This is a genomic window from Flavobacterium luteolum (genome assembly GCF_027111275.1).
In the GTDB taxonomy this organism is placed as follows: Bacteria; Bacteroidota; Bacteroidia; order Flavobacteriales; family Flavobacteriaceae; genus Flavobacterium; species Flavobacterium luteolum.
In genome coordinates this window covers 470,153-494,222 of sequence record NZ_CP114286.1, presented here as the reverse complement: position 1 = coordinate 494,222, position 24,070 = coordinate 470,153, and the positions used below count along the sequence as shown (strand labels likewise).

Below are 24,070 nucleotides of genomic sequence, written 5' to 3'. Positions count from 1 at the left end.
TGACGAATTAGGAATTCAAAAAAATGGGCTTTTAGTTGTAAAGGAAAATCTTAGAATCGGTTTTTAAGATTTTTTTGTTTAATTTCAAGTTTTTAAAATCTTCAGACAATGAAATATACTCTCAAAATTTTATTTTTTTTTCTTTTTGGAATAAGCTGTTTGCATGCTCAAAATGAAACTTATACTGCATCAGCTGAAGTGAAAATTTCGGATACTACCTTTGTGAATCTGCGAGATTACAGCAACGATTTTGTTTATGATATGAAATATGCAACCGAAGATAATTTCTTAAAAACAAAAGTTTATGACTGTGCGGAATGTATGCTTCGTTTAAAAACTGTAAAAGCGCTGGTTGAAGCCAATAAAGATTTTTTGAAAAAAGGCTATAGAATTAAAATTTACGATTGTTACAGGCCTTTGGATATTCAGAAGAAAATGTGGGAGATTGTGTCGAATCCGATCTACGTTGCCGATCCAAAAAAAGGCTCCATCCACAATAGAGGAGGAGCCGTAGATATTTCATTGGTCGATATAACCGGAAAAGAAGTGGATATGGGAACTTCTTTTGATTTTTTTGGAATTATGGCGAGTCATAATTTTAAACAGCTTTCAAAAGAAATTCTTTCTAATAGGGCTTATTTAAAAAAGACTATGATTAAAAATGGCTTTAACTCCTTTGATTCTGAATGGTGGCATTATAATTTAAAAACAGGTTTAAAAGATAAAGTTTCCAACCAGAAATGGAAATGCGATTAATTACTCAACGCACCTGATATTATCCATAAAATAAGTATTCGGATTCGTTACCTTTCCAGTTAATTCAGAAGTAAGTTCTCGTTTTACAATATAATCTTCTGTGTTGGTAAGGTATTTTATTCGCATTATAGAAATTGGAGATTTTTTCAGTTCCTCATAATTGTCTTTCATAAACATAAAAATACCAGTATTGATACGGTTATCAAACCCTTTTTCGTCACGAACAAGTGTTCCACAATTCTCTTGATTGATATGCATTAGGGTTACAATTTTTCCGTTTTCTAATTGCAAAAATATTTTTGAGTTTTTATCAAAACAGTTTGCCTTTATAAAATCTTTGCTTTTTTGGATAGATTGTAGGTTCAATGTTGGTAAACCATCTGTTTGAGCCAAAGAGAAGAAGATATAATTAAAGCTTCCGCCGAAATATTTCTCACTCATCAAATATTCATTTGTTATTTTATAAGATCCAATAGAGTCGTTTACATTTACACTGTATTCACAAGGTTTTTGGGCAAATGCGGTAAAGGTTAATAAAAATAGAGTTAGCGTAATTAATTGTTTCATTGTGTTAGATTATTTTGGTGCAAATTAAAACTATTTTGTTATCTTTTACATCTGTCGTAAAAAAACAATACAAATTTCCTCCATTTTTTATTTTCCATTTTTTTCTAATGCTTTCTACAGTCTCTGGAAAATTACGTGTAGTGATATTGGCCTGCTTACCGGCTAGTTCGTTTTTCATTTCATTTTTATTGTATGAAAGGACTTTTTGAACCTCAAATTTTCTTCCAGGAAAATCAATTAAACTTTCTGAAGTATATAAATGCGAATGTTTGTGCAATTTATTAATCTGAAAAGCATTGCTTACTTGATCAAAACCGCCAGATTTCATGATTGCCGCATTTGGCTCGTAAAGATATTGTAATGGAAAGCCGTAAGAAAGTGATGGAATTTCGCTGTCTAAAACAAACTCAAAAGTTTCAGTTTTATCTTTTAAGATATTGGCCGTTTTTAAAGTTATTTCGCCTGCATATCCTTTATGAATTTCAAAAAGCAGTTCTTTAACTTCGTTTTCTAATGCAATGATGTGAATGTTCTTTACGTTTTTCAATTCTGACAATCCTGCTGAAATATCTAATAATGGAGCAGTCTTAATTAAAATTGAATTTGCTTTTTCGAAATAAAAATCAAGTAATTCAGGAACATTTGGCAGACAGTCTTTCAGCATGAAAACTTTACCTTTGCTGTCATTTCTTCGAGAAGGGTCAATGTAAATCCAATCGTATTTTTGGTTTGATTCTTCTAATAAATGGATGGAATCTCCAGTATAAAATGTACAATTTTCAACTTTTAGCTGATTAAAATTGTGGGTTACAATTCCAGATAATTCTTCATTTATTTCGCAATGCGTAATCGCTTTAAATTTCTTCGAAAAATAATAATCGTCAACGCCAAAACCGCCAGTTAAATCAATTAAAGTTTCACCTGAAATTAAAGAAGCTTTGTAAGCTGCTGTTTTTTCTGAAGAGGTTTGTTCTACAGAAATTTTACTCGGATAAATGATGTTTTCGGCTGTAAACCAAGTCGGAAGTTTTTCCTTTGCTTTTGTTCGTGCTTCAATTTGATTCAATATTAAAATCCAGTCTACATCGGGGAATGGATTTTTTTGGAGCGCCAATTTTGTTATATCTGCACCAGTATTTTGAATTATATATTCTTGAATTTCTGGATGCAAAATAGGATTGTTCAAAGCTAAATTCTTTCGGTTAATACGGAGACAATTTTATTGTCAGGAAAAAATTCTTTTAAAATTACTTTAATCATTGTAAATGCAGGAATTGCGATTATCATTCCGACAATTCCAAACGTAATACCGCTGATTAATATAACCAAGAATATTTCTAACGGGTGCGAATTTACACTTTTTGACGAAATTATTGGCTGGCTAATATTGTTGTCAATTGCCTGAACCAATAAAAATCCAATAACGACATAAATTGTTGTTGGAAGAATTTCTGATTGAAAATCCTTTCCAATCATGCTTATCATAGTCAGAATGGCTGCTAAAGTTGTTCCAATAATAGGCCCCAAATAGGGAATTATATTTAGAATGGCACATAAAAAAGCAATTACAAAAGCATTTTTATTTCCGAAGATTAGCAATACAACTAGATAGAGAATGAATACAACAATTAGCTGCAGTAATAATCCGATAAAATAGCGAGTCAATAAATGGTTTATTTTTGTGACTGAATTTAAAATTTTATCTTCATTTGAATCTGGCAATATTCTTCTAGCCTGATCTTTAAAGATATCCTGATCTTTTATGAAAAAGAAAGTAATAAAAAATACAGATACCAATCCCATTCCCATATCGGCCATAAAGTTGATTATAGTGTTGATGAATCCTGTAAAATAGCTGAAATCTAAGAAAGAAATAAGTTTAGAATCTTTTATAACTTTATTCAAATCTATATGCGGAATATTAAAGTATTTTTCAAGACTGTTTTCTGTTTCTATAAATTGAGCCTGCAGATGCGCTGTATCAAGAAGTGCCAGATTATTTGCTTGAGAAATAATTAAAGGAACAAACAATAAAATAAAGCCCACAATTAGAAAAATGAAAAAGATAATTGTCGTTGTAGCGGCTATCGAATTGCTGAATTTTAATTTGTTCTTTAAAAACAGCACCATCGGATTGGCAATCAAACACAATATTAGCGAAATGCACAAATAGACAATTACAGTTTGAATTTCATATAAAAAATATAAGACGATGCCAATTATTAAAATTGTAGCTAAGGCTCTTAATATTCCGTTAGAAATAGTTTTTGATGTGATCATGCTTAAAATTTAGACTATAAATATAGGAAAAAGCATTCTAAAATTTATGGATAAACAAAAAAAGCGAGATGAATCATCTCGCTTTATTGATATTTTTAGTTTCAGCTTATTGTGCAAAAGCAGCTCTTGCTCCTCCAGTTGTAAAAATAGCCGAAATTCTATTTTTCTGTCCTGTTGAGAACATGTACATTGCAGCATCATCAACATAATCCATGTAGTTCATTGTCATTTCTACAGGAGTACCTGTACAAGTGCTGTAATGAGGGTAAGAAGGAACTCCGTAGTTTGCTGTGTTATGTGTAGGAGTATCAGAAACAAGATCGCTTCCGCAAGTTGCATCTCCCCAAATGTGACGTAAGTTCATCCAGTGACCAACTTCGTGTGTAGCTGTTCTTCCTAAGTTATATGGAGCATTTGCAGAACCAGATAATCCGAAGTATTTAGGATCAATTACTACTCCGTCAGTAGCAGAAGCGCCACCAGGGAATTGTGCATAACCTAAAATTCCGCCCCCAATAACACATGACCATAAGTTTAATTTTGTAGTTGGAGAAGTAGGAGCAATTCCGCCCTGAGCTGTTTTCTTCATAGCGTCATTTGTTCCCCAAGAGGTTTTAGTTGTCGATTTTCTGATAACCTGATCTAAAACAAAAGTAATCCCGATGTTAGCTTTAACTCCTGAGAATAATGCTGGTACATTATTGTAGTCAGAGTTTAAAGCATTAAAATCTTTGTTTAAAACATCGATTTGTGATTGAATTTGTGCATCTGAAATGTTTTGTGCAGCAGTTTTGTATAAAACGTTTACTACAACTGGAATTTCAATTTTTCCATTAACCAAACGGCCAGTAAAATTTGAACTTGCGTGTTGTGCGGTAAAAGTTTCGATTTCGTTCATTCTAATTGCCAACATAGGATCGGCTTTCAATTGAGCTTCTAAAACTTCTTGTGTTGCACAGCCTCTTCTTGCAGGAACGCTTGCATCTGCGTTGGCAGAATCAGATTGTTCATTTTGACATGCAAACAGCATTAATGCTGCAAATGTGGTAATAATAACTTTTTTCATAATAATTTGGGTTTTTGTTATAAAAATGTTGATTAGTTAAACATTGCAGCAATTTTATAACAAAAAAATATCGTGGAAAAATATTACAAAGAATATTTTGTCAGAAATTTTGCAAACCCTTACAGATACTGATTCCTACAAAAAAAGAAATAAAAATATTAATAAGTTTTTTCTTTCTTTTGTGTTTTTTAAATGTATTTCGTCTTGATTATCTGTACTTTATCGATAATTTAAAACGGTTAAATTGATGCAAAAAATGAAACAAAATGCTTGAAGAATGATTTTTTATAAAGAAGTAATCTCGTAAAGCGCAATACTCGCAGCCTGCACCACATTCATACTGCTGTTTTTGCCAAACATATTGATATGCACGATTTGATTAGAAAGTTTAAGAAGTTCTTCAGATATTCCGTTAATTTCACTTCCAATCAAAAGCGCAATTTTTTTGTTTTCAGGAATCGTAACTTCTTTCAAAGGTTTACTGTTTGAAGTTATTTCTAAAGCAATAATTTCAAAGTCATTAGCGGTTAAAAAGGAGTGAAGCTCATTGTAGTCTTCTATTACAGAATGCGAAACATGAAGATGTGTGCTTCTAGAAGTTTTGTTGATTTTGCGAGGTGTAAGCGGAATATCTTTTCCGAAAAAAATAATATTTTCAACTCCAAAAGCTTCAGAAATTCTGAATAAAGAACCAATATTCTGCTGAAAATAAATATGATCACATATCAAAGTAATGGGAAATGTTTTTCTTTCAAATTGATTTTCTTCGTGAGTAAGCTGCACTTTCTAAAATTTAATTGGTAAAAATATAATTGATAATGTTTGCGCCCATTTTTAGGGCTTTGTCTCTTACGTTTGCCGGATCGTTATGAACTTCGGGATCTTCCCAGCCATCGCCCAAATCACATTCATAAGTATAAAGTAGAACCAATTTATTGTCTGTAAAAATGCCAAATGCCTGCGGACGCGTTCCGTCATGTTCATGAATTTTTGGCAATCCGTTTGGGAAAGGAAACGGTTTTTGAAAAATTGGATGATTTGCTGGAAGCTCTACTAAATTATTATTTGGAAATATTTTTTTGATTTCTTTTCGAATATATTGATCCATTCCATAATTGTCATCAATATGCAGAAAACCGCCGGCTGTAAGATAGTTTCTTAAGTTGGCTACGTCAGAATCGCTAAAAACAACATTTCCGTGACCTGTCATGTGCACAAAAGGATACGAAAACAAATCTGGATTACTTGGTTCTACAGTCGAAGGTTTGTTTTTAATACGAGTATTTATATTGGCATTGCAAAAACTAATTAGATTAGGCAAAGAAGTTGGATTTGCATACCAATCGCCACCACCGCTGTATTTTAGCAAAGCAATTTCTTGAGAAAAAGAAGAGAGTGAAATTAGTAAAAATAGATAGAATATTTTTTTCATAATATTTTTAGTGCTCTGATATGTGTAAAAGCCTTTTTTTTGTCATCCTGAGCAATGAAGGATCACACTAGAAATTCCTCGCCGTTTGTTGCCAATCTTTGTCTAATCGAGTGAGATCCTTCGTTCCTCAGGATGACAAACTTTGTACGATTAATTTATTTATTCATTAAAAAAAACAACACTATGACAAGCTACAACAGCAGCTGTTTCTGTTCTTAAACGGGTATTTCCTAAAGTTACAGGTTTGTAATTATTTTCTAATGCTAACGCAATTTCTTTTTCGGAAAAATCGCCTTCCGGTCCAATTAAAATGGTAACATCTTCATTTGGTTTTAGAACTTCTTTTAGTGATTTTTTGTCTGTTTCTTCGCAATGTGCAATTAATTGTAAGCCATTTTGCTTTTGCTTAATGAACTCTTTAAACGAAATAGCTTCATTTAATTTTGGAAGAAAAGTTTCGTTGCATTGTTTCATTGCCGAAAGAATGATTTTTTCAAAACGATCACGATTAATCACTTTTCGTTCAGAACGATCGCAGAAAATTGGCGTGATTTCCTGAATTCCGATTTCGGTTGCTTTTTCCAAAAACCATTCAAAACGATCATTCATTTTAGTTGGCGCAACGGCCAAATGCAAATGAAATTTTGGTTTTTCAGCGTTCGTAATGTTGAGAACTTCAACAATACATTTATTATCTGAAGCCAAAGTAATCTGAGTTTCAAACAATAATCCAGAACCATTTGTAACATGCAGAATATCTGCATCTTTTTTTCTAAGGACTTTTATAATGTGACGGCTTTCTTCTTTGTCAAAAGAAAAACTTTCGGTTGTCTCGTCTATATTCGGATTAAAAAATAACTGCATGATTTAAAATTGGATTCTTGCTTTAGAAACCACCGCAGAAGTTTCAAAACGATTAGATAAGTATTTTTGGTAACCTACAATTCCAATCATTGCAGCATTGTCTGTTGTATATTCAAATTTTGGAATAAAAGTTTTCCAGCCGTATTTGCTTTCAGTTTCTTTTAGCGTATTTCTAATTCCCGAATTTGCCGAAACTCCACCGCCAATTGCAATTTGTGTAATTCCAGTTTCTTTTACAGCCAATTTAATTTTATCCATCAAAATTTCGATAATGGTATGCTGGATAGAAGCACAAATATCATTTAGATTTTCTTCAATAAAATTCGGATTCTGCTGTTTGTTTTTTTGAATGAAATATAAAATAGCCGTTTTTAGTCCAGAGAAACTAAAATCTAATCCCGGAACTTTCGGTTTTGTAAAAGGAAACGCTTTCGGATTTCCTTCTTTCGCATATTTATCAATCAAAGGTCCGCCAGGATAAGGAAGTCCAAGAATTTTAGCACTTTTATCAAAAGCTTCGCCAACAGCATCATCTGTAGTTTCTCCAATAATTTCCATATCAAAAAAACTATTCACTTTTACAATTTGGGTATGTCCGCCACTTATCGTTAAAGCTAAAAAAGGAAATTCTGGCTTATCATAGCCTTCTTCGTCAATAAAATGAGCCAATATATGAGCATGCATGTGATTTACAGCAATTAACGGAATATTTAAGGCTAATGATAATGATTTACTGAAAGAAGTTCCCACCAATAAAGATCCCATTAGACCTGGACCTTGTGTAAATGCGATTGCGCTTAACTGTTCTTTTTGTACATTTGCTTTACGAAGTGCAGCATCGATCACAGGGACAATATTCTGCTGATGTGCTCGGGAAGCCAATTCAGGAACAACACCTCCGTATTGATTATGAATTAATTGATTGGCTACAACATTTGACAATACTTTGTCGTTATGTAGAACCGCGGCAGCAGTATCATCGCATGAACTTTCGATGGCTAGAATAAAAACCTCTTGATTTTGCATATAAAGGCACAAATTTTGAATTATATTTGACAAATCAAATGATTATATTTCTTTGATTTAAGCTGTGCCCCAAAATTAAAGAATTTTTATCAAAAACAGCAGCTCTTTGTCTGTTCAAAATAAATTAAAGAAAAACTAAAATTAAAGAAGCTATCAAAAAAGTAAAGAAAATAATATCACGAATCCTAATGGGGTTGATTTTACTTTTGTTAGCGCTTGCTATCATATTATCTCTTCCTGTCGTTCAGACACAGATTGCCAATTACGTTACCAACTCATTAAACGAAGATTACAAGGTTAATATTAATGTTGAAAAAACGGCAATTAATATTTTTGGTGGAGTAAAATTGAAGAAAGTGACCATTTTAGATCATCATAAAAAAACGATGATTTATTCGGATATCATTACGACCGATATTGCCAGTTTCAGCAGATTGTTGGATGGAGATTTAATATTTGGAGATTTACGCCTTACAGGTTTAATTTTTAATCTGAAAACGTACAAAGGTGAAGATGAAAACAACATTAATAAGTTTATTCAAGCTTTTGAGGTAGAAAATACGCCAAAGAAAAAATCAACAAAACATTTTCTTTTAACGGCTAAAAACGCTTACATAGAAAAAGGAAGATTTTCTGTTGTTGATGAAAATAAAACGACTCCTAAATTTCTAGATTTTACAAAACTGAATGCTTATATCAGTGAGTTTAAATTATACGGACCAGATGTGAATACAAATATTCACAGATTTTCATTTATGGATCACCGTGGTTTGTATGTTTCTAATTTTGCAGGGAAATTTAGTTATACCAAAAAGCAGATTAAAGTTGAAAATCTGGCTATTAAAACCAAAAGATCTTCAATTTATGGTGTTGCAATTTTAAATTATAAGCCATCAGATTTTCTTGATTTTACAGATAAAGTTCGATTTGATGTTTTGATAGATTCTTCTTCTGTCGCAACCAACGATATTCGCCATTTTTATGATGGTTTAGGTAAAAATCTGCATTTTAAACTGAAAACCAAATTAGACGGTCCATTGAACAATATGACGCTTACAGGATTGAGGCTAAGCGATACAAATGGATCAAAAATTAATGGAACAATCAATTTCAGAAATCTTTTGGGCAGTAAAACGCAGAAGTTTTCTATGGATGGAAAGTTTAGCAAACTACTTTCCAGTTATGATGATTTGGTTGTTTTGCTTCCTGGGGTTTTAGGGAAAAGACTTCCTGCAGAAATGAAGCGAATTGGTAAGTTTAATATTGTCGGAAAAGCAAAAGTTTCAACTACAGCATTAGAAACTGATTTCAAAATTGCTACTGATTTAGGAAACGGACAAGTTGATCTTCATATGAATAATATGGATTTTATTGACCGAGCATCGTATTCGGGAAATATTATTTTAAATAATTTTGATGTTGGTGCGGTTTTAAATCGAAAAGATATTGGTAAAACAACGTTGAATCTTGATGTTGACGGAGTTGGTTTTACTGAAAAATATTTGAATACGGTTATTAAAGGAGATATTGCAAAGCTGGATTACAATAAATACACATATAATAATATTGTAGTCAACGGAAATTTTAAACTTCCATATTATAAAGGACAAATTGCGATAAATGATCCGAACTTAAATTTGAGTTTTGATGGATTGCTTGATTTGAGTAAAAGAGAAAACCGTTATGATTTTCATATTAATGTTGAAAATTCAGATTTGCGAAAACTTAAATTCGTTGGCGATTCGATTTCACATTTTAAAGGTGATGTTGTGGTTCAGCTGTCTGGGAATTCTATTGAAAATCTGCAAGGAGACATTTTTATTAATGATGCAGAATACCAGAATCCAAAAGCGACTTATGTTTTTGATCAGGTAAATTTGAATTCCAGTTTCGATGCAGATCGTTTGAGAACAATAACTATTAGCTCGAATGATGTTGTTGACGGGAAAATTGTGGGTAAATTTAGATTTGACCAATTGGATAAATTGGTTATGAATTCTGTGGGAAGCTTATATACCAATTATAAGCCCTATAAGTTGAAAAAAGGGCAATTTTTAACCTTTAATTTCCGCGTTTACGACAAAGTGGTCGAAATGCTTTATCCAGAAATAAATATTGATTCGTCTACAGTTGTACGAGGGAAAATAGATTCTGACTTGCAAGAATTTAAATTCCGTTTTAGATCGAAAAAAATTACAGCAGACAAAAATACGTTTGATAATATTCGTATCAATATTGATAATAAGAATCCGCTTTATAATGCTTATGTCGAGTTAGACAGTATAAAAACTCCTTATTATAAAATACGCGATTTTAACTTGATTAACGTTACAGCAAATGACACGCTTTTTGTTCGTTCTGAGTTTAAAGGCGGTGATAAAGGAGAAGATTATTTTAACCTAGATTTATATCATACGATAGATAAGAGTAAAAATAATATTGTCGGAATCAAGAAATCGGAAATGAAGTTTAAGGACTATATCTGGTACTTAAACGAAGATGCTGAAAAAGATAATCAGATTATTTTTGATCAGTTCTTTAAAAATTTCACGTTTGATAATATCGTTTTATCTCATGAAAATCAGAAAATTGATTTAAACGGAGTTATAAAAGGAGCAGATTATAAAGATCTCGAACTGACTTTTGAAGATGTTGATATTAATAAAATAACCCCCGTCAATTCTAAGTTTGTATTTAATGGTAATTTGAATGGAAATGTCAATTATAAGCAGAATAAAAATGTTTATCAGCCCACAGCATCCATAAAGATTGATCATCTTGTGATGAACAAGACGGAACTAGGTACGCTTAATTTTGATATTTCTGGTGATGAATCTTTTAAGAAATTCACCGTTAATTCATCGATTCAAAATGGTTTTACAGAATCATTTAGAGCAAACGGAACTTTTGCTGTAGAGAATAAAGAAACCATCTTGGATATGAGCCTAAAACTAGAAGGTTTCAATCTGGCTACTTTAGGAACTGTCGGAGGCGATGTTTTGTCTAATGTTCGCGGTTCTGTTTCTGGAAATGCCGCTGTTGTCGGTAATTTGAAAAAACCGGAAATCAACGGCCGTTTGTATGTTGAAAAAGCAGGAATGACGATTCCGTATCTAAATACCGATTATGAATTAAGTGATCGAACCGTTATTGATTTGACTAATGAAAAATTCCTCTTTAGAAATAATCAGTTAACAGATACTAAATATGGCACAAAAGGTCTGTTGAATGGAAGTATCGAACATAATAATTTTGGCGATTGGAAATTAGATTTAAAAATTACTTCTAAGCGTTTAGTGGCACTGGATACAAAAGATAGTGATGATGCAGCTTATTTCGGAACAGCATTCATAAACGGAACGGCCAGTATAAAAGGTCCTGTAGAGGGGTTGTTTATTAAGGTAGATGCAAAATCTGAAAAGGGTACCGAAGTCAAGATTCCAATTAATAATACACAAAGTGTTGGTGAAAGTAGCTGGATTCATTTTGTAACGCCAAAAGAAAAATATAATCTAGAGAACGGAATTGTCGAAAAAACAAGAGATTATAACGGACTTGAACTAGAATTTGATTTTGATATTACGCCAGATGCCGAAGTAGAAGTTATTTTAGATCGAAATTCGGGACATGGTATGAAAGGAAGAGGATACGGATCGCTTTTATTTAAAATTAATACGTTAGGTAAATTTAATATGTGGGGGGATTTCCAGGCATACGAAGGAACTTATAATTTTAAATACGGTGGTCTTATCGATAAAAAGTTTACGGTTAAAAAAGGAGGTTCGATCATTTGGGAAGGAAACCCGATGCGTGCTCAGCTGAATTTAGAAGCAGTTTATAAAACTCAGGCCAATCCGGCTGTTCTTTTAGATAATACGTCTTCATTCAATAAAAAAGTTCCAGTAGAAGTTGTAATTGGATTAAGAGGAGATTTGGCGAGTCCAGAACCTAATTTTGATATCCAATTCCCATCGGTAAGTAATGTTTTAAAATCGGAAATACAATATAAGTTAGACGATAAAGATATTCGTCAGACACAAGCACTTTATTTATTATCGACTGGTTCGTTTATGAGTACCGACGGATTTAGCCAAGGAGATTTTTCTGGAACATTGACAGAAACAGCTTCTAGTTTATTGGGAGGCATTATTAAGTCGGATAATGATAAAGTAAATATCGATTTAAATTATATCGCTGCTGACAGAAGAACAGGACAGGAAGTAGATGGACAGTTTGTGGCTAATATATCTTCTCAGATTAATGAAAGAATCACGATCAACGGAAAATTAGGAGTTCCTGTTGGAGGTGTTAACGAATCTGCGATTGTTGGAGATATCGAAATTCTATATCGTGTAAATGAAGATGGTACAATGAACCTTCGTTTGTTTAATAAAGAAAATGATATTAATTATATAGGACAGGGAATTGGTTATACGCAAGGTGTCGGTATTTCTTACGAAGTAGATTTTGATACCTTTAGCGAGCTTGTGAACAAGCTGTTTAAAAACCATAAAATCGAAAAAGCGGTTAAAGGCTCTGCTTCTGATGAACTCCAGGATTCCTATCTTCCTGATTATATGAATTTCTCTAGTAAGAAAGATTCAGATAAAAGCAAGAAGAAAGCCAAAGAAGAGGAGGAGAAAAAGAAAAAAGAAGAAGAAAAGAAGAAAAAAGAACAGGAACATACACCAAGCAATAATCAAGGACTAATTCCAGACAACGATTATTAACACTTTGTTAAAAATAGCCTTTTATAAAACCATTATTCTCATAATGGTTTTTTTTGTGCTAAATTTAGGGACTCTTTTAAAATTTTCCATTTGAGCGGGAAATTCTATTTTTATAACACTTCATTAGGGTATTGTTAATTTTGACGATTTAATTAAAAAAATAGCGTTTTATTATTTTTAATGAAATTTTTTCCTAGAAAAAACTTATTAACGAAAACGTTTGAATTTAACAGATTTTATTAATTTATGATAATCGTAACCCGAAAAGTGCTGAATGTTTGCTAATTTTACACTTTAATACTTAAATAATGCCAAAAACAATAAAAAAAGTAGGTGTTCTTACCTCAGGAGGAGATTCACCTGGAATGAATGCTGCAATACGATCAGTTGTTCGAACTTGCGCATACCATAATATAGAATGCATCGGAATTTATAGAGGGTATCAAGGAATGATTGAAGGAGACTTCAAAGAAATGGGACCACGAAGCGTAAATAATATTGTAAACAAAGGTGGAACGATCTTAAAATCGGCTCGTTCAGTTGAGTTTAGAACCCCTGAAGGTAGAAAAAAAGCACACGAGAATCTTGTTAAGGCTGGTGTGGATGCTTTGGTTGTTATTGGTGGTGATGGAAGTTTCACAGGAGGATTAATTTTTAATGCAGAATTTGGTTTTCCTGTAATGGGAATTCCAGGTACAATTGATAATGATATTTTTGGTACAAGTTTTACTTTAGGGTATGATACCGCTTTAAATACTGTTGTAGACTGTATCGATAAAATTAGAGATACAGCAAGTTCTCATAATCGTCTTTTCTTTGTAGAGGTTATGGGTAGAGATGCTGGTCACATTGCTCTTAATGCAGGTATTGGTGCAGGAGCAGAAGAAATCCTTATTCCTGAAGAAGATTTAGGTTTAGATCGTCTTTTAGATTCACTTCAAAAAAGTAAAGCATCAGGAAAATCATCTAGTATAGTTGTAATTGCAGAGGGAGATAAAATTGGTAAAAACGTATTCGAATTAAAAGATTACGTTGAAGCTAACTTGCCTGAGTACGATGTAAGAGTTTCTGTTTTAGGACACATGCAGCGTGGTGGTTCTCCGTCTTGTTTTGACCGTGTTTTGGCAAGCCGTCTAGGAGTTAAAGCAGTTGAATCTTTAATTGAAGGAAAATCAAATTATATGGTTGGACTTCGTGAAGATAAAGTGATCTTAACGCCGTTGGAGCAGGCTATCAAAGGAAAATCAGAAATTGATAGAGAATTATTAAGAGTGTCAGACATCATGTCTACATAATCAATATAAAAGTTTAAAAAGAAGAGAAGTTTATTGTGAGGAAATTAGACTTTGAAATAGTGTAATAAAAACAAAAGCAAAAAATTTAGTAAAATGTCAAAAGTAAAATTAGGAATAAACGGATTTGGACGTATCGGAAGAATCGTTTTTAGAGAGTCTTTCAATAGAGATAATGTAGAAGTTGTTGCAATCAACGACTTGTTAGACGTAGATCACTTAGCTTATTTATTAAAATATGATTCAGTTCACGGTCGTTTCAACGGAACTGTAGAAGTTAAAGAAGGAAAATTATATGTAAACGGAAGAAATATCCGTATCACTGCAGAAAGAAATCCAGCTGACTTAAAATGGAACGAAGTTGATGTAGATGTAGTAGCTGAATGTACTGGTATCTTCACAACTATCGAAACTGCAAGTGAGCACTTAAAAGGTGGTGCTAAGAAAGTTATCATTTCTGCTCCTTCTGCTGATGCTCCAATGTTTGTAATGGGAGTGAACCACGAAACTGCAAAAGCTTCTGATTTAGTTGTTTCTAACGCTTCTTGTACTACAAACTGTTTAGCTCCTTTAGCTAAAGTTATCCACGATAATTTCGAAATCGTTGAAGGTTTAATGACTACTGTTCACGCAACTACTTCAACTCAAATGACAGCTGACGGACCTTCTAGAAAAGACTGGAGAGGTGGACGTGCTGCTGCAATCAACATCATTCCTTCTTCAACAGGTGCTGCTAAAGCGGTTGGAAAAGTTATCCCATCTTTAAATGGAAAATTAACTGGAATGTCTTTCCGTGTACCTACTGCTGACGTTTCTGTTGTAGATTTAACTGTAAAAGTAGCTAAAGAAACTACTTACGAAGAAATCTTAGCTGTATTGAAAAAAGCTTCAGAAAACGAAATGAAAGGTATTTTAGGATACACTGAAGATGCTGTTGTATCTCAAGATTTTATCTCAGACAAAAGAACTTCTATCGTTGATGCTGGTGCAGGAATCGGATTAAACTCTACTTTCTTCAAATTAGTATCTTGGTATGACAATGAGTACGGATACTCAAGTAAATTAATCGATTTATCTGTACATATTGCAGGTTTAAAATAATAATATATATTTTTGCAAAATCCCGTTACTTTACAATAACGGGATTTTCTTATTTTGTTACTTCTATGATTAATGTAAATATCACACTTTTAAATTAAAAAATAGAAAAACCTAATTCCAAAAACGAAACAAATGAAATTAATAGTTGACAGTGGATCTACTAAAGCCGATTGGATTGCGATAGATGATAATGGAAAAGTATTATTCACAACACAAACTTTAGGATTAAATCCTGAAATTCTAGACGAGCCAGAAATTATCGAAAGATTAAATGACCGTTTTGATATCTTACAAAATAAAAAAAATGCTACACATTTATTCTTTTATGGTGCCGGTTGTGGTACAGACAGAATGAAAGAGTGGCTGAAAAGAATTTTTCAAGAATATTTTTCTAACGCAATTGTAGACGTTCAGGAAGATACTTACGCTGCTGTTTATGCAACAACTCCAAAAGGAGAAGAAGCGATTGTTTCTATCTTAGGAACAGGTTCTAACTGCAGTTATTTTGATGGAAAAGTATTGCATCAAAAAGTTCAATCATTAGGTTATATCGTAATGGATGATTGCAGCGGTAATGTTTTTGGAAAAGAATTAATTAGAAAATACTATTTTAATAAAATGCCTAAAGAATTGGCTGTTGAACTTGAAAAAGAGTACGACGTTGATCCAGATTTTATTAAAAACAAATTATACAAAGAACCAAATCCGAATGCTTATTTAGCTACTTATGCTAAATTCTTGATTAAGCATAAAGATACAGAGTTCTGCAGAAAAATTATCTTCAAAGGAATGAAGTCTTTCGTTAAGAACTACATCAAACAATTTGATAACTGCAAAGAAGTTCCAGTACATTTTGTTGGTTCTATTGCATTCTATTTGAAAGATGAATTACAAGAGACATTTAATAAATATGAACTTCAATTAGGTAATGTTTTAAGAAGACCTATTGATGGACTAATTGCTTACCATGTCGCTAATCAATAGTTCTGGTTTTATGGAAATTGCCATTATTGCTCATGATGGAAAAAAAGCGGATTTAATTGATTTCTTAATTAAAAATGAAGCTGTTTTACACAATGAAAAAATAAGATTAATTGGTACCGGAACTACGGGGGGAAAAGCGGAAGCTGCTGGATTTAAAACCCAAAGAATGCTATCTGGTCCTCTTGGAGGTGATGCGCAAATTGCAGGAAGAGTAGCGGAAGGAATTACGCAAATGGTGTTCTTTTTTAAAGATCCATTATCAAGTCATCCGCATGAAGCTGATATTAATATGCTAATTCGTGTTTGCGATGTGCATAATGTACCGCTGGCAACCAATGAAGCAACGGCACAATTATTATTAGATGCTATTGCACAGCAATTATAGAAATCTCTACATTAACATTTTTTGGCAAACAAGCCACTTGAACCGTTTCACGAGCTGGAGCGGTTTTTTCGTTAAAATAAGAACCGTAAACGGTGTTTATTGCTCCAAAGTTATTCATGTCCATGATGAAAATAGTTGACTTTACAACGTTCTCAAAAGTCATGTTTGCAGCTTCAAGTATAGCAGCAATGTTTTTCATAACTTGATTGGTTTCATCATTAATGTTGTCTGTAATCAATTCTCCTGACTCAGGATTGATTGCAATCTGTCCAGAAGCATAAAGTGTGTTTCCAGATAATACAGCTTGATTATAAGGTCCGATTGGCGCCGGAGCTTTTTCGGTGAAAATGATTTTTTTCATAATGAAATTATTTTGATTCGAAAGTGGTTTATCTGTTTGAAACGCTACGCTTGTTCCATTTGATATCGCTAAGCATACCAGATTTAATTCCAATAAAGAAGTTCCAGTTAGAATTTGTTCCTAAAGGCTGCCAGTTAAAAGCCATTCTCCAGCTTAACAGATCTCTTTCAAAACGGAATTGTGTAAAGGTAACTCCTTTTTGAACAAAATCGTAACCTGTTGAAACTCCCGCTTTCCATTTAGGCGTAAGATCGGTATTAATAGAAACCATGATTGAGTTTCCAGAAATAGTGCTTTCCCTCTTTACGTTTGAGTATGTTAACGAATACGCAAGTGTCATATCCCAAGGGACTTTAGAATTAAAGAATTCTGTAATGACATCATCTTTTTCAGGCTCATTGGCAAACTGACTATTACGGCTGTCATTTAAGTCTGTATTTGTACCAAATAAATCATCGCTTCGTCCACCATTCCGTTGGCTTTGCGTATTTTTTTCTTTTTCTTTTCCAGTTCCTTTATTTGAGAATGAATAGTTTAAAGTTACGTTTGCACTTGTCATTCTAAATAAACTTCCGCCATTGTCAATGTTGAATTTGTCAATTTTGTTACCTCCGTTGTCAATCGCATATGGATCTAATGTTGCACCAAAATTCATATTCATTTTGTTGTCAAAAAACTGCGTTCCACCACTAACTAATACAGGCTGCCACCCAAATGTTGATTTTCCGTCAGCATTGAAATTATAGCTTGTACTGAAGTTTAAGTTGTTTAACAGCATTATTTTTTTAGGTTCTGTTTTTGTGCTGTCACGATCTCTTACTTTGGCTTCAAAGGTGTTGCTTAAAGCAAAACCAACAATGTTAGAGTTGTCTTTTCCTGGAGCTCCATATAATCCGTTTTCAAATCTTGTATATTCAGAAGTAATTCTTCCAGAAGCATCAACGGCATAAGTGTCGTAGTATTTTTCAAAACTTGGGGTATAAGCATACGTTATACTCGGACGCATGACGTGTCTAATAGATTGAATTCTCTTGTCGTCTCCAAAATTGAAAGTTCCGTAAATAGTAGTACCTAAGTTGGTGCTGAAATTATAAGTTCTAAAAGCATCAAAACCATTTACGGTTTTATTAATGGTTTGTCCAGCAGTTGGGTCATAAACTTTTTGAATGGTTTTATTTACCCATGTTTCTTGATAAGTGGTAGAAGCTCCAGCACTAAAATATTTGAAAATCTTAAAGTTAGTGCTCAATGGAATAGTTTGCTGTAATCCTAGCTGTGCATCGTCAAACATTTGAGGCTTAAAAAACAGCGAATCTTTCGTTTTGAAATAGTTTTTACCGCTTACATTATATTGTAAGTTGATGTTTTTGATTAATCCCTTTTTTACGCCATCTTTTCCAACAAAAGGATATACACGGTCAATACTTCCTTGTAAAGACGGAAGTGTCATAATAATGTCTTCTGTCTGCGTATTCTGGCTATGGGTTGCAGATAACGAAATACGAGAACCAGGAATAGTATTAAATGTTTTATTATATGAAATAGATGAACTTAAAGTGTTGTTTAAGTTTGATCCAATATTGGCTTGGTTAATAGACTGTTTGAAGTACTTACTACTACCCATGTTGACAGACGCAGAGAAAGTAGAATTGGGGTTTGATTTTGTGTCTTTAGAATGCGACCACTGAATATTGTAAATGCTTTGTTTTGAATAATCAGGATAACCACGTTCGCTATTGATTAAGTTCTCAAAACGAATATTTACATTTCCTCTATACTTATATCGTGTTGCATATGCCGATTCAAATCGCATGGCGTAACTTCCGTTGGTATAATAATCTCCTAATACGGTCAAATCGTAATTATCGCTTAATGCAAAGTAATATCCTCCATTCTGCAATGAAAAACCTCGAGTATTAGAATCGTTATAACTCGGGATAATAATACCCGAAACGCTCTTTTCCTGACTCATTGGGAAATAGGCAAAAGGCAGCGCTAGAGGAGTAGGAACATCTGCAATTACCATGTTTGTTAAACCAGTAATTACTTTTTTTCCTGGTATAAATTTAACTTTACTAGTCTGGAAATAGTATTCAGGATGATCTACATCTGTTGATGTGGTAAAACGTGCTCCCTTTAAAAAGTAAACAGAATCGTTTTCTTTTTTAGTAACCGCGGCTTTAATTTTAAATTCACCTTGTTCTGTTCTGGAATTGTAGATTAAGGCTTTTTTAGTTTTAAAATTAAATCGGATAGAGTCTGGCTGTACCTCGCTTGGTCCTTGTTTGAAGTTTGGATATTGAGTTAAAACACCAGCAGAATCTTTAATTCTTCCTGCATACACTTCGTCTTTTTCGTAATTAAGTACAATGATACCCGATTTTAACTCGACATCTTTGTAGTATAATTCAGCCTCATTATATAAAGTAATCAGCTTTTTTTTCTGGTCAATTTTAGCATAATCTTTTGCTTTATATCTAACTTTTCCGTCCAAAAAAGTCTTTTTCGGTTTAACCGTGTCAAGTTTTATGGTGTCTGTAATCGCAACAGTTTCTTTATCTGTTTGTTTTACAGCAGGTAAAGGCTTTTTTTTGTTTTTTATTTCTTGCGAATATAAATTACCACAACCTATAGTTAGGAAAAATGATATTAAAACGATATTAAATAAGTTTGTATGCAAAGGTTTAAATGCTATTTTTGTAAAATTATGGCTTGTTTTTTGACACGTCAAACTTACATATAATTTTTTGGCAAAAATAATCAATTCTAAAAATTATAACAGCTGCGTTTTATTAAAATTAACTTTTAGATTTATGAATGGAATTAACAAATTTAAAGTAATATTTGCTTTATTTCTAATGATATCGTCTTTTTATGCTCATAGTCAGTCAAATGTGTTTAAAGTGACACTTGATGCTGGACATGGAGATCATGACTTTGGAGCTGTTTACAGCGGACGGATTGAAAAGAATATTGCTTTAGCTATTGTTTTGAAAGTAGGAAAGATTTTAGAGCTTAATCCAAATGTTAATGTAATTTACACTCGTAAAACAGATGTTTTTGTTGATTTGGTCGAAAGAGCAAATATTGCAAACAGAGCAAATTCGAATATTTTTGTCTCGATTCACTGTAACGCCAATAAAAATACTGCAGCCGACGGAACCGAAACTTATGTAATGGGTCTAAGTAAGGTAGCATCAAACCTTGAAGCGGCCAAAAAAGAGAACTCAGTAATTACATTAGAGAAAGACTACAAACGTAAATATGAAGGTTACGATCCAAATTCACCAGAATCAATGATTGGTATGACTTTGATGCAAGAAGAATATTTAGATAACAGTATTACTTTAGCAACTAAAATCGAAGAAAACTTTGAGAAATTAGGAAAAAAACTTCGTCATGGCGGTGTAAAACAAGCGCCTTTTATGGTACTTCATAAAGCATACATGCCTAGAGTTTTGGTTGAAACAGGATTTGTTTCGAATCCAACAGAAGGAAATATCTTGAATTCAGAAGAAGGTCAGGATGATATTGCAAAAGCAATTGCAGAAGCTATTTTAAGTTATAAAAGAGAATACTTTGGTTCAGGAACTGAATCAGAGGATAGTCGGCCCATAAGAGATACTACTCCTTCAAAATCTAAAGCAACAACTCCAGTTGCTGTTGCGAAGAATGCTCCAAAAGGAACATTTTTTAAAGTACAGCTTATTGCAAGTATCAAAAAAACACCTTTAGAACCTAAAAACTTTAAAGGACTTAAAAATGTAACAATGATATACGAAAACAATATTTATAAATATTTCTACGAAGAAACTACAAGTTACGAAACAGCACAGAAATATCTGCAAGAAGCTAAAAGTAAAGGATATGGCGCAGCATTTTTAGTAGCAACTAAAGATGGTGAGAAAATCAGTATTCAGGACGCGATTAAATAATAATCACAAGTTCGAATATTTATATTAATTTTGTACAAACACTTAGAATTTTGAAACTAACAAGAGAAATTAAAACGGCTATATTAGTCATCGGATCCATTCTACTATTTATTTGGGGATATAGTTTTTTAAAGGGAAGAGACCTTTTTACTAATTATACAATATTATATGCTGAATATGATAATGTTGAAGATTTATCACCATCTGCACCAGTAACACTTAACGGACTTGCGATTGGTAAAGTAAATAAAATTACAATTGATGAAGTTACAGGAAAACTATTAGTGGAGCTTCAGCTTAAAACGGATTTTCCGATTACTAAAAGCAGTACAGCTTCTATTTATTCTCCAAGTTTAATTGGTGGGAAACAAATTAAAATCATTCCAAATTTTGCCGATAAAGAATTAGCTGAAGACGGGCAGAAATTGACTTCAACAGTTGAATTAGGATTAACAGAGTCTTTAGGAGGAAAAATTGAGCCAATTCAGCAAAAGTTGGATAAGATGCTTGTAAATATTGATGTTTTGGTTACTGGATTAAATAATACTTTAGACAAAAACACTCAAGAAAACCTAAAGAAAACAATTGCAGAACTAAGTCAGACTATGACACAGTTTCATAAAGCTTCAGGTAGTCTTAATAATATTTTGGATACTAATAAAGGACAAATTAATGGAGCGGTTTCAAACTTCAATAAAATGTCTAGTAATTTCAATAAAATTTCAGATTCGTTAAATAAAGCAGATTTAGGCAAAACAGTTCGTAACTTGAACCAGACTTTGGCTAAAGTAGATGCTTTAATGGCTAATTTGAATTCTGGAAAAGGAACAGCAGGTAAGTTGTTGAACGATGATGCATTGTATAATAACTTGGCAAAAACTTCAAAAGAGCTTGAATTGTTATTGCAAGATGTTCGCCTTTACCCAACTCGTTACGTAAACGTTTCTCTTTTCGGAAAGAAAAATAAACCATACGTAGCACCAACAGAAGAAACAAACTCAACTGATAAAAAATAAGTATAAATGAGTTATTTAGATAATATTTTATTCGCAGTACTTCTTATTGCAGGTTTCGGTTTTTTTGCAACGAGCGTAAAAAAAATCATCCGAAATATTAATTTGGGAGTCGATGTAGATCGAAAAGATAATCCTAAAGCTCGTTGGAAAAACATGGCATTAATTGCTCTAGGGCAATCAAAAATGGTGAGACGCCCTGTTGCTGGAATCCTTCATATTATTGTATATGTAGGTTTCGTAATTATTAATGTCGAATTACTTGAAATCATCATTGATGGTTTATTTGGTACGCATAGAATATTTGCGCCTTATTTAGGTGTAGTTTATGATGTTCTAATTGCTTCATTTGAAATATTAGCTATACTTGTAATTTTTGCTGTTACAGTATTTTGGCTAAGAAGAAACTTTATTCGATTAAAGCGTTTTATACATTCTGATTTAACTGGTTTTCCAAAAAGTGATGCCAATTACATCTTGTATTTTGAAACTGTTTTGATGATTTTGTTTTTGTTGATGAATGCTTCCGATTTTCATTTGCAAAATGTTCCAGGCGGATATTCTCATTTTCATAAAGCAGGAAGTTACCCGATAAGTCAATTTATCGCGCCAATTTTTAATGGTGCATCTAATGAAACAGTTGGATTGTTATTTGAAGTTTTCTGGTGGTTGCATATTGCGGGTATTTTAGTTTTTATGAACTATTTATACTTCTCAAAACATTTACACATTCTTTTAGCATTCCCAAATACATATTTTGCCAATTTAAATCCAGAAGGACAATTTGATAATTTGGCTTCGGTTACAAAAGAGGTAAAATTAATGATGGATCCAAACGCTGATCCTTTTGCAGCAGCCCCAGCTGATGAGAATGCTCATCCTGCTAAATTTGGTGCAAGTGATGTTCAGGATTTAAACTGGGTTCAGTTGTTAAATGCTTATACTTGTACAGAATGCGGACGTTGTACTTCTTCTTGTCCAGCAAATCAAACCGGTAAAAAATTGTCTCCACGTAAAATTATGATGGACACAAGAGATCGTTTAACAGAAGTTGGTAAAAATATCGATGCCAATAAAGGTGTTTTTGTTCCAGATAACAAAACATTATTAAACGATTATATCACGCCAGAAGAGTTATGGGCTTGTACGTCTTGTAATGCTTGTGTTGAAGAATGTCCTGTAAATATTAGTCCATTATCTATTATTATGGATATGCGTCGTTATTTGGTTATGGAACAAAGTGCAGCTCCAATGTCATTAAACGCGATGATGACTAATATTGAAAATAACGGTGCTCCATGGCAATACAGCCAGCAAGACCGTTTAAATTGGAAAAACGAGAATTAAGATTTATTGTTTAATCGGTTAGTTGTTTAACCGTTTAATCGATTTTAAAATAATATTTCGGTTTTTATAGAATTGTCATTTTGCTTTTAGCGATCAAACAATTTCACGACTAACCGATTAAACAAAAGTGAGAGAAATGTCAGAAAATTTAGTAGTACCAACAATGGCAGAAATGCTTGCCGAAGGAAAACAGCCAGAGGTTTTGTTTTGGGTAGGTTGCGCAGGAAGTTTTGATGATAGAGCAAAAAAAATTACTAAAGCGTTTGTGCGAATTTTAAATCGTACTAATGTTTCTTTTGCAGTTTTAGGTACAGAAGAGAGTTGTACTGGAGATCCTGCAAAGAGAGCTGGAAATGAATTTTTGTTTCAAATGCAGGCCATGATGAATATCGAGGTTTTGAATGCTTATGAAGCTAAAAAGATCGTTACTGCTTGTCCGCACTGTTTTAATACTTTAAAAAATGAGTATCCTGAGTTAGGAGGCCACTACGAAGTTATTCATCATACAGAATTTTTGAAATCATTAATTGATGATGGAAGATTGACTGTTGAAGGCGGACAGTTTAAAGGGAAGAAAATCACTTTTCATGACCCTTGTTATTTAGGAAGAGCCAATAAAGTGTACGAAGCACCTAGAGATTTAATTCAGAAATTAGACGTTGAATTGGTCGAAATGAAACGTTCTAAGGCAAACGGTTTATGCTGTGGAGCAGGAGGAGCGCAAATGTTTAAAGATGCAGAACCTGGAAACAAAGAAGTAAACGTTCTTCGTACGGAAGATGCATTAGAAGTAAAACCAGATATCATTGCAGCGGGATGTCCATTCTGCAATACGATGTTGACGGACGGAATTAAACATCAAGAAAAAGAAGGACAGGTTAAAGTTCTGGATATCGCTGAATTAATAGCGAATGCACAGGATTTGTAAAAG

The 24,070-nt window shown here is 32.9% G+C and carries 20 protein-coding genes; 10 read left to right on the top strand and 10 right to left on the bottom strand.

The features are described 5' to 3' along the window. Positions 1–108 precede the first annotated feature (108 nt). Positions 109–756: a M15 family metallopeptidase gene (locus tag OZP10_RS01800; RefSeq protein ID WP_281633240.1), complete on the top strand. Its 648-nt coding sequence runs from the start codon at positions 109–111 to the stop codon at positions 754–756. On the opposite strand, the gene OZP10_RS01795 is transcribed toward OZP10_RS01800, so the two are convergent. The 8 genes from OZP10_RS01795 to tsaD form a co-directional block, all read right to left on the bottom strand. Next, positions 757–1,323: a hypothetical protein gene (locus OZP10_RS01795; RefSeq protein ID WP_111426295.1), complete on the bottom strand. Its 567-nt coding sequence runs from the start codon at positions 1,321–1,323 to the stop codon at positions 757–759. It lies immediately after the preceding gene. 4 nt (positions 1,324–1,327) lie between these two features. Beyond that, positions 1,328–2,509, bottom strand: a complete 1,182-nt coding sequence (locus tag OZP10_RS01790; protein WP_281633239.1) for a class I SAM-dependent methyltransferase — start codon at positions 2,507–2,509, stop codon at positions 1,328–1,330. Between the two features lie 2 nt (positions 2,510–2,511). Continuing rightward, positions 2,512–3,603 (bottom strand): AI-2E family transporter, encoded by a 1,092-nt coding sequence (locus OZP10_RS01785; protein ID WP_281633238.1) that lies wholly within the window; start codon positions 3,601–3,603, stop codon positions 2,512–2,514. Between the two features lie 106 nt (positions 3,604–3,709). Then, entirely contained in the window at positions 3,710–4,669 is a 960-nt protein-coding gene (locus OZP10_RS01780) for a zinc metalloprotease (RefSeq protein ID WP_281633237.1), read from the bottom strand. 285 nt (positions 4,670–4,954) lie between these two features. After that, a complete protein-coding gene (locus OZP10_RS01775) occupies positions 4,955–5,452 on the bottom strand; it encodes a TrmH family RNA methyltransferase (RefSeq protein ID WP_281633236.1) in 498 nt (165 codons plus the stop codon). Positions 5,453–5,462: 10 nt separating this feature from the next. Further along, positions 5,463–6,101, bottom strand: coding sequence for a DUF4159 domain-containing protein (locus OZP10_RS01770; protein WP_281633235.1), 639 nt, complete (start codon positions 6,099–6,101; stop codon positions 5,463–5,465). Between the two features lie 159 nt (positions 6,102–6,260). Beyond that, complete coding sequence (locus OZP10_RS01765; RefSeq protein WP_248727526.1) at positions 6,261–6,965, bottom strand: 16S rRNA (uracil(1498)-N(3))-methyltransferase; 705 nt, start codon at positions 6,963–6,965, stop codon at positions 6,261–6,263. A gap of 3 nt (positions 6,966–6,968) precedes the next feature. Continuing rightward, entirely contained in the window at positions 6,969–7,991 is a 1,023-nt protein-coding gene (tsaD, locus tag OZP10_RS01760; protein WP_281633234.1) for a tRNA (adenosine(37)-N6)-threonylcarbamoyltransferase complex transferase subunit TsaD, read from the bottom strand. Positions 7,992–8,179: 188 nt separating this feature from the next. Here tsaD and OZP10_RS01755 point away from each other — a divergent pair, with 188 nt between their 5' ends. From OZP10_RS01755 to OZP10_RS01735, 5 genes are all read left to right on the top strand, one after another. After that, complete coding sequence (locus tag OZP10_RS01755; protein ID WP_281633233.1) at positions 8,180–12,721, top strand: translocation/assembly module TamB domain-containing protein; 4,542 nt, start codon at positions 8,180–8,182, stop codon at positions 12,719–12,721. 308 nt (positions 12,722–13,029) lie between these two features. Continuing rightward, the gene (gene pfkA / locus OZP10_RS01750) at positions 13,030–14,016 is read left to right on the top strand and encodes a 6-phosphofructokinase (RefSeq protein WP_281633232.1); all 987 of its coding nucleotides are present in this window, start codon (positions 13,030–13,032) and stop codon (positions 14,014–14,016) included. A 93-nt stretch (positions 14,017–14,109) separates the two neighbouring features. Next, positions 14,110–15,114, top strand: a complete 1,005-nt coding sequence (gap, locus tag OZP10_RS01745; RefSeq protein WP_012026555.1) for a type I glyceraldehyde-3-phosphate dehydrogenase — start codon at positions 14,110–14,112, stop codon at positions 15,112–15,114. 132 nt (positions 15,115–15,246) lie between these two features. Further along, positions 15,247–16,098 carry an N-acetylglucosamine kinase gene (locus OZP10_RS01740; RefSeq protein WP_095930500.1) on the top strand — a complete coding sequence of 284 codons (852 nt, stop codon included), beginning with the start codon at positions 15,247–15,249 and terminating at the stop codon, positions 16,096–16,098. Positions 16,099–16,108: 10 nt separating this feature from the next. Further along, positions 16,109–16,483 (top strand): methylglyoxal synthase, encoded by a 375-nt coding sequence (locus OZP10_RS01735; RefSeq protein WP_044048067.1) that lies wholly within the window; start codon positions 16,109–16,111, stop codon positions 16,481–16,483. Here the strand turns inward: OZP10_RS01735 and OZP10_RS01730 are convergent. Together OZP10_RS01730 and OZP10_RS01725 are read right to left on the bottom strand one after the other, a co-directional pair. After that, positions 16,464–16,844: a RidA family protein gene (locus OZP10_RS01730; protein WP_281633231.1), complete on the bottom strand. Its 381-nt coding sequence runs from the start codon at positions 16,842–16,844 to the stop codon at positions 16,464–16,466. The two genes, OZP10_RS01735 and OZP10_RS01730, sit on opposite strands and share 20 nt — an antisense overlap. Positions 16,845–16,872: 28 nt before the next feature. Next, complete coding sequence (locus tag OZP10_RS01725) at positions 16,873–19,575, bottom strand: putative LPS assembly protein LptD (protein WP_281633230.1); 2,703 nt, start codon at positions 19,573–19,575, stop codon at positions 16,873–16,875. A gap of 82 nt (positions 19,576–19,657) precedes the next feature. On the opposite strand from OZP10_RS01725, the gene OZP10_RS01720 reads away from it, so the two are divergent. The 4 genes from OZP10_RS01720 to OZP10_RS01705 all read left to right on the top strand — a co-directional run bounded on the left by OZP10_RS01720 (position 19,658) and on the right by OZP10_RS01705 (position 24,067). After that, complete coding sequence (locus OZP10_RS01720; RefSeq protein WP_281633229.1) at positions 19,658–20,779, top strand: N-acetylmuramoyl-L-alanine amidase family protein; 1,122 nt, start codon at positions 19,658–19,660, stop codon at positions 20,777–20,779. A 50-nt stretch (positions 20,780–20,829) separates the two neighbouring features. Next, positions 20,830–21,795, top strand: a complete 966-nt coding sequence (locus tag OZP10_RS01715; protein ID WP_281633228.1) for an MlaD family protein — start codon at positions 20,830–20,832, stop codon at positions 21,793–21,795. Between the two features lie 6 nt (positions 21,796–21,801). Beyond that, positions 21,802–23,139, top strand: a complete 1,338-nt coding sequence (locus tag OZP10_RS01710) for a 4Fe-4S dicluster domain-containing protein (protein WP_281633227.1) — start codon at positions 21,802–21,804, stop codon at positions 23,137–23,139. A gap of 136 nt (positions 23,140–23,275) precedes the next feature. Continuing rightward, on the top strand, positions 23,276–24,067 hold the full coding sequence (locus tag OZP10_RS01705; protein WP_281633226.1) for a (Fe-S)-binding protein: 792 nt from the start codon (positions 23,276–23,278) through the stop codon (positions 24,065–24,067). Positions 24,068–24,070 lie beyond the last annotated feature (3 nt).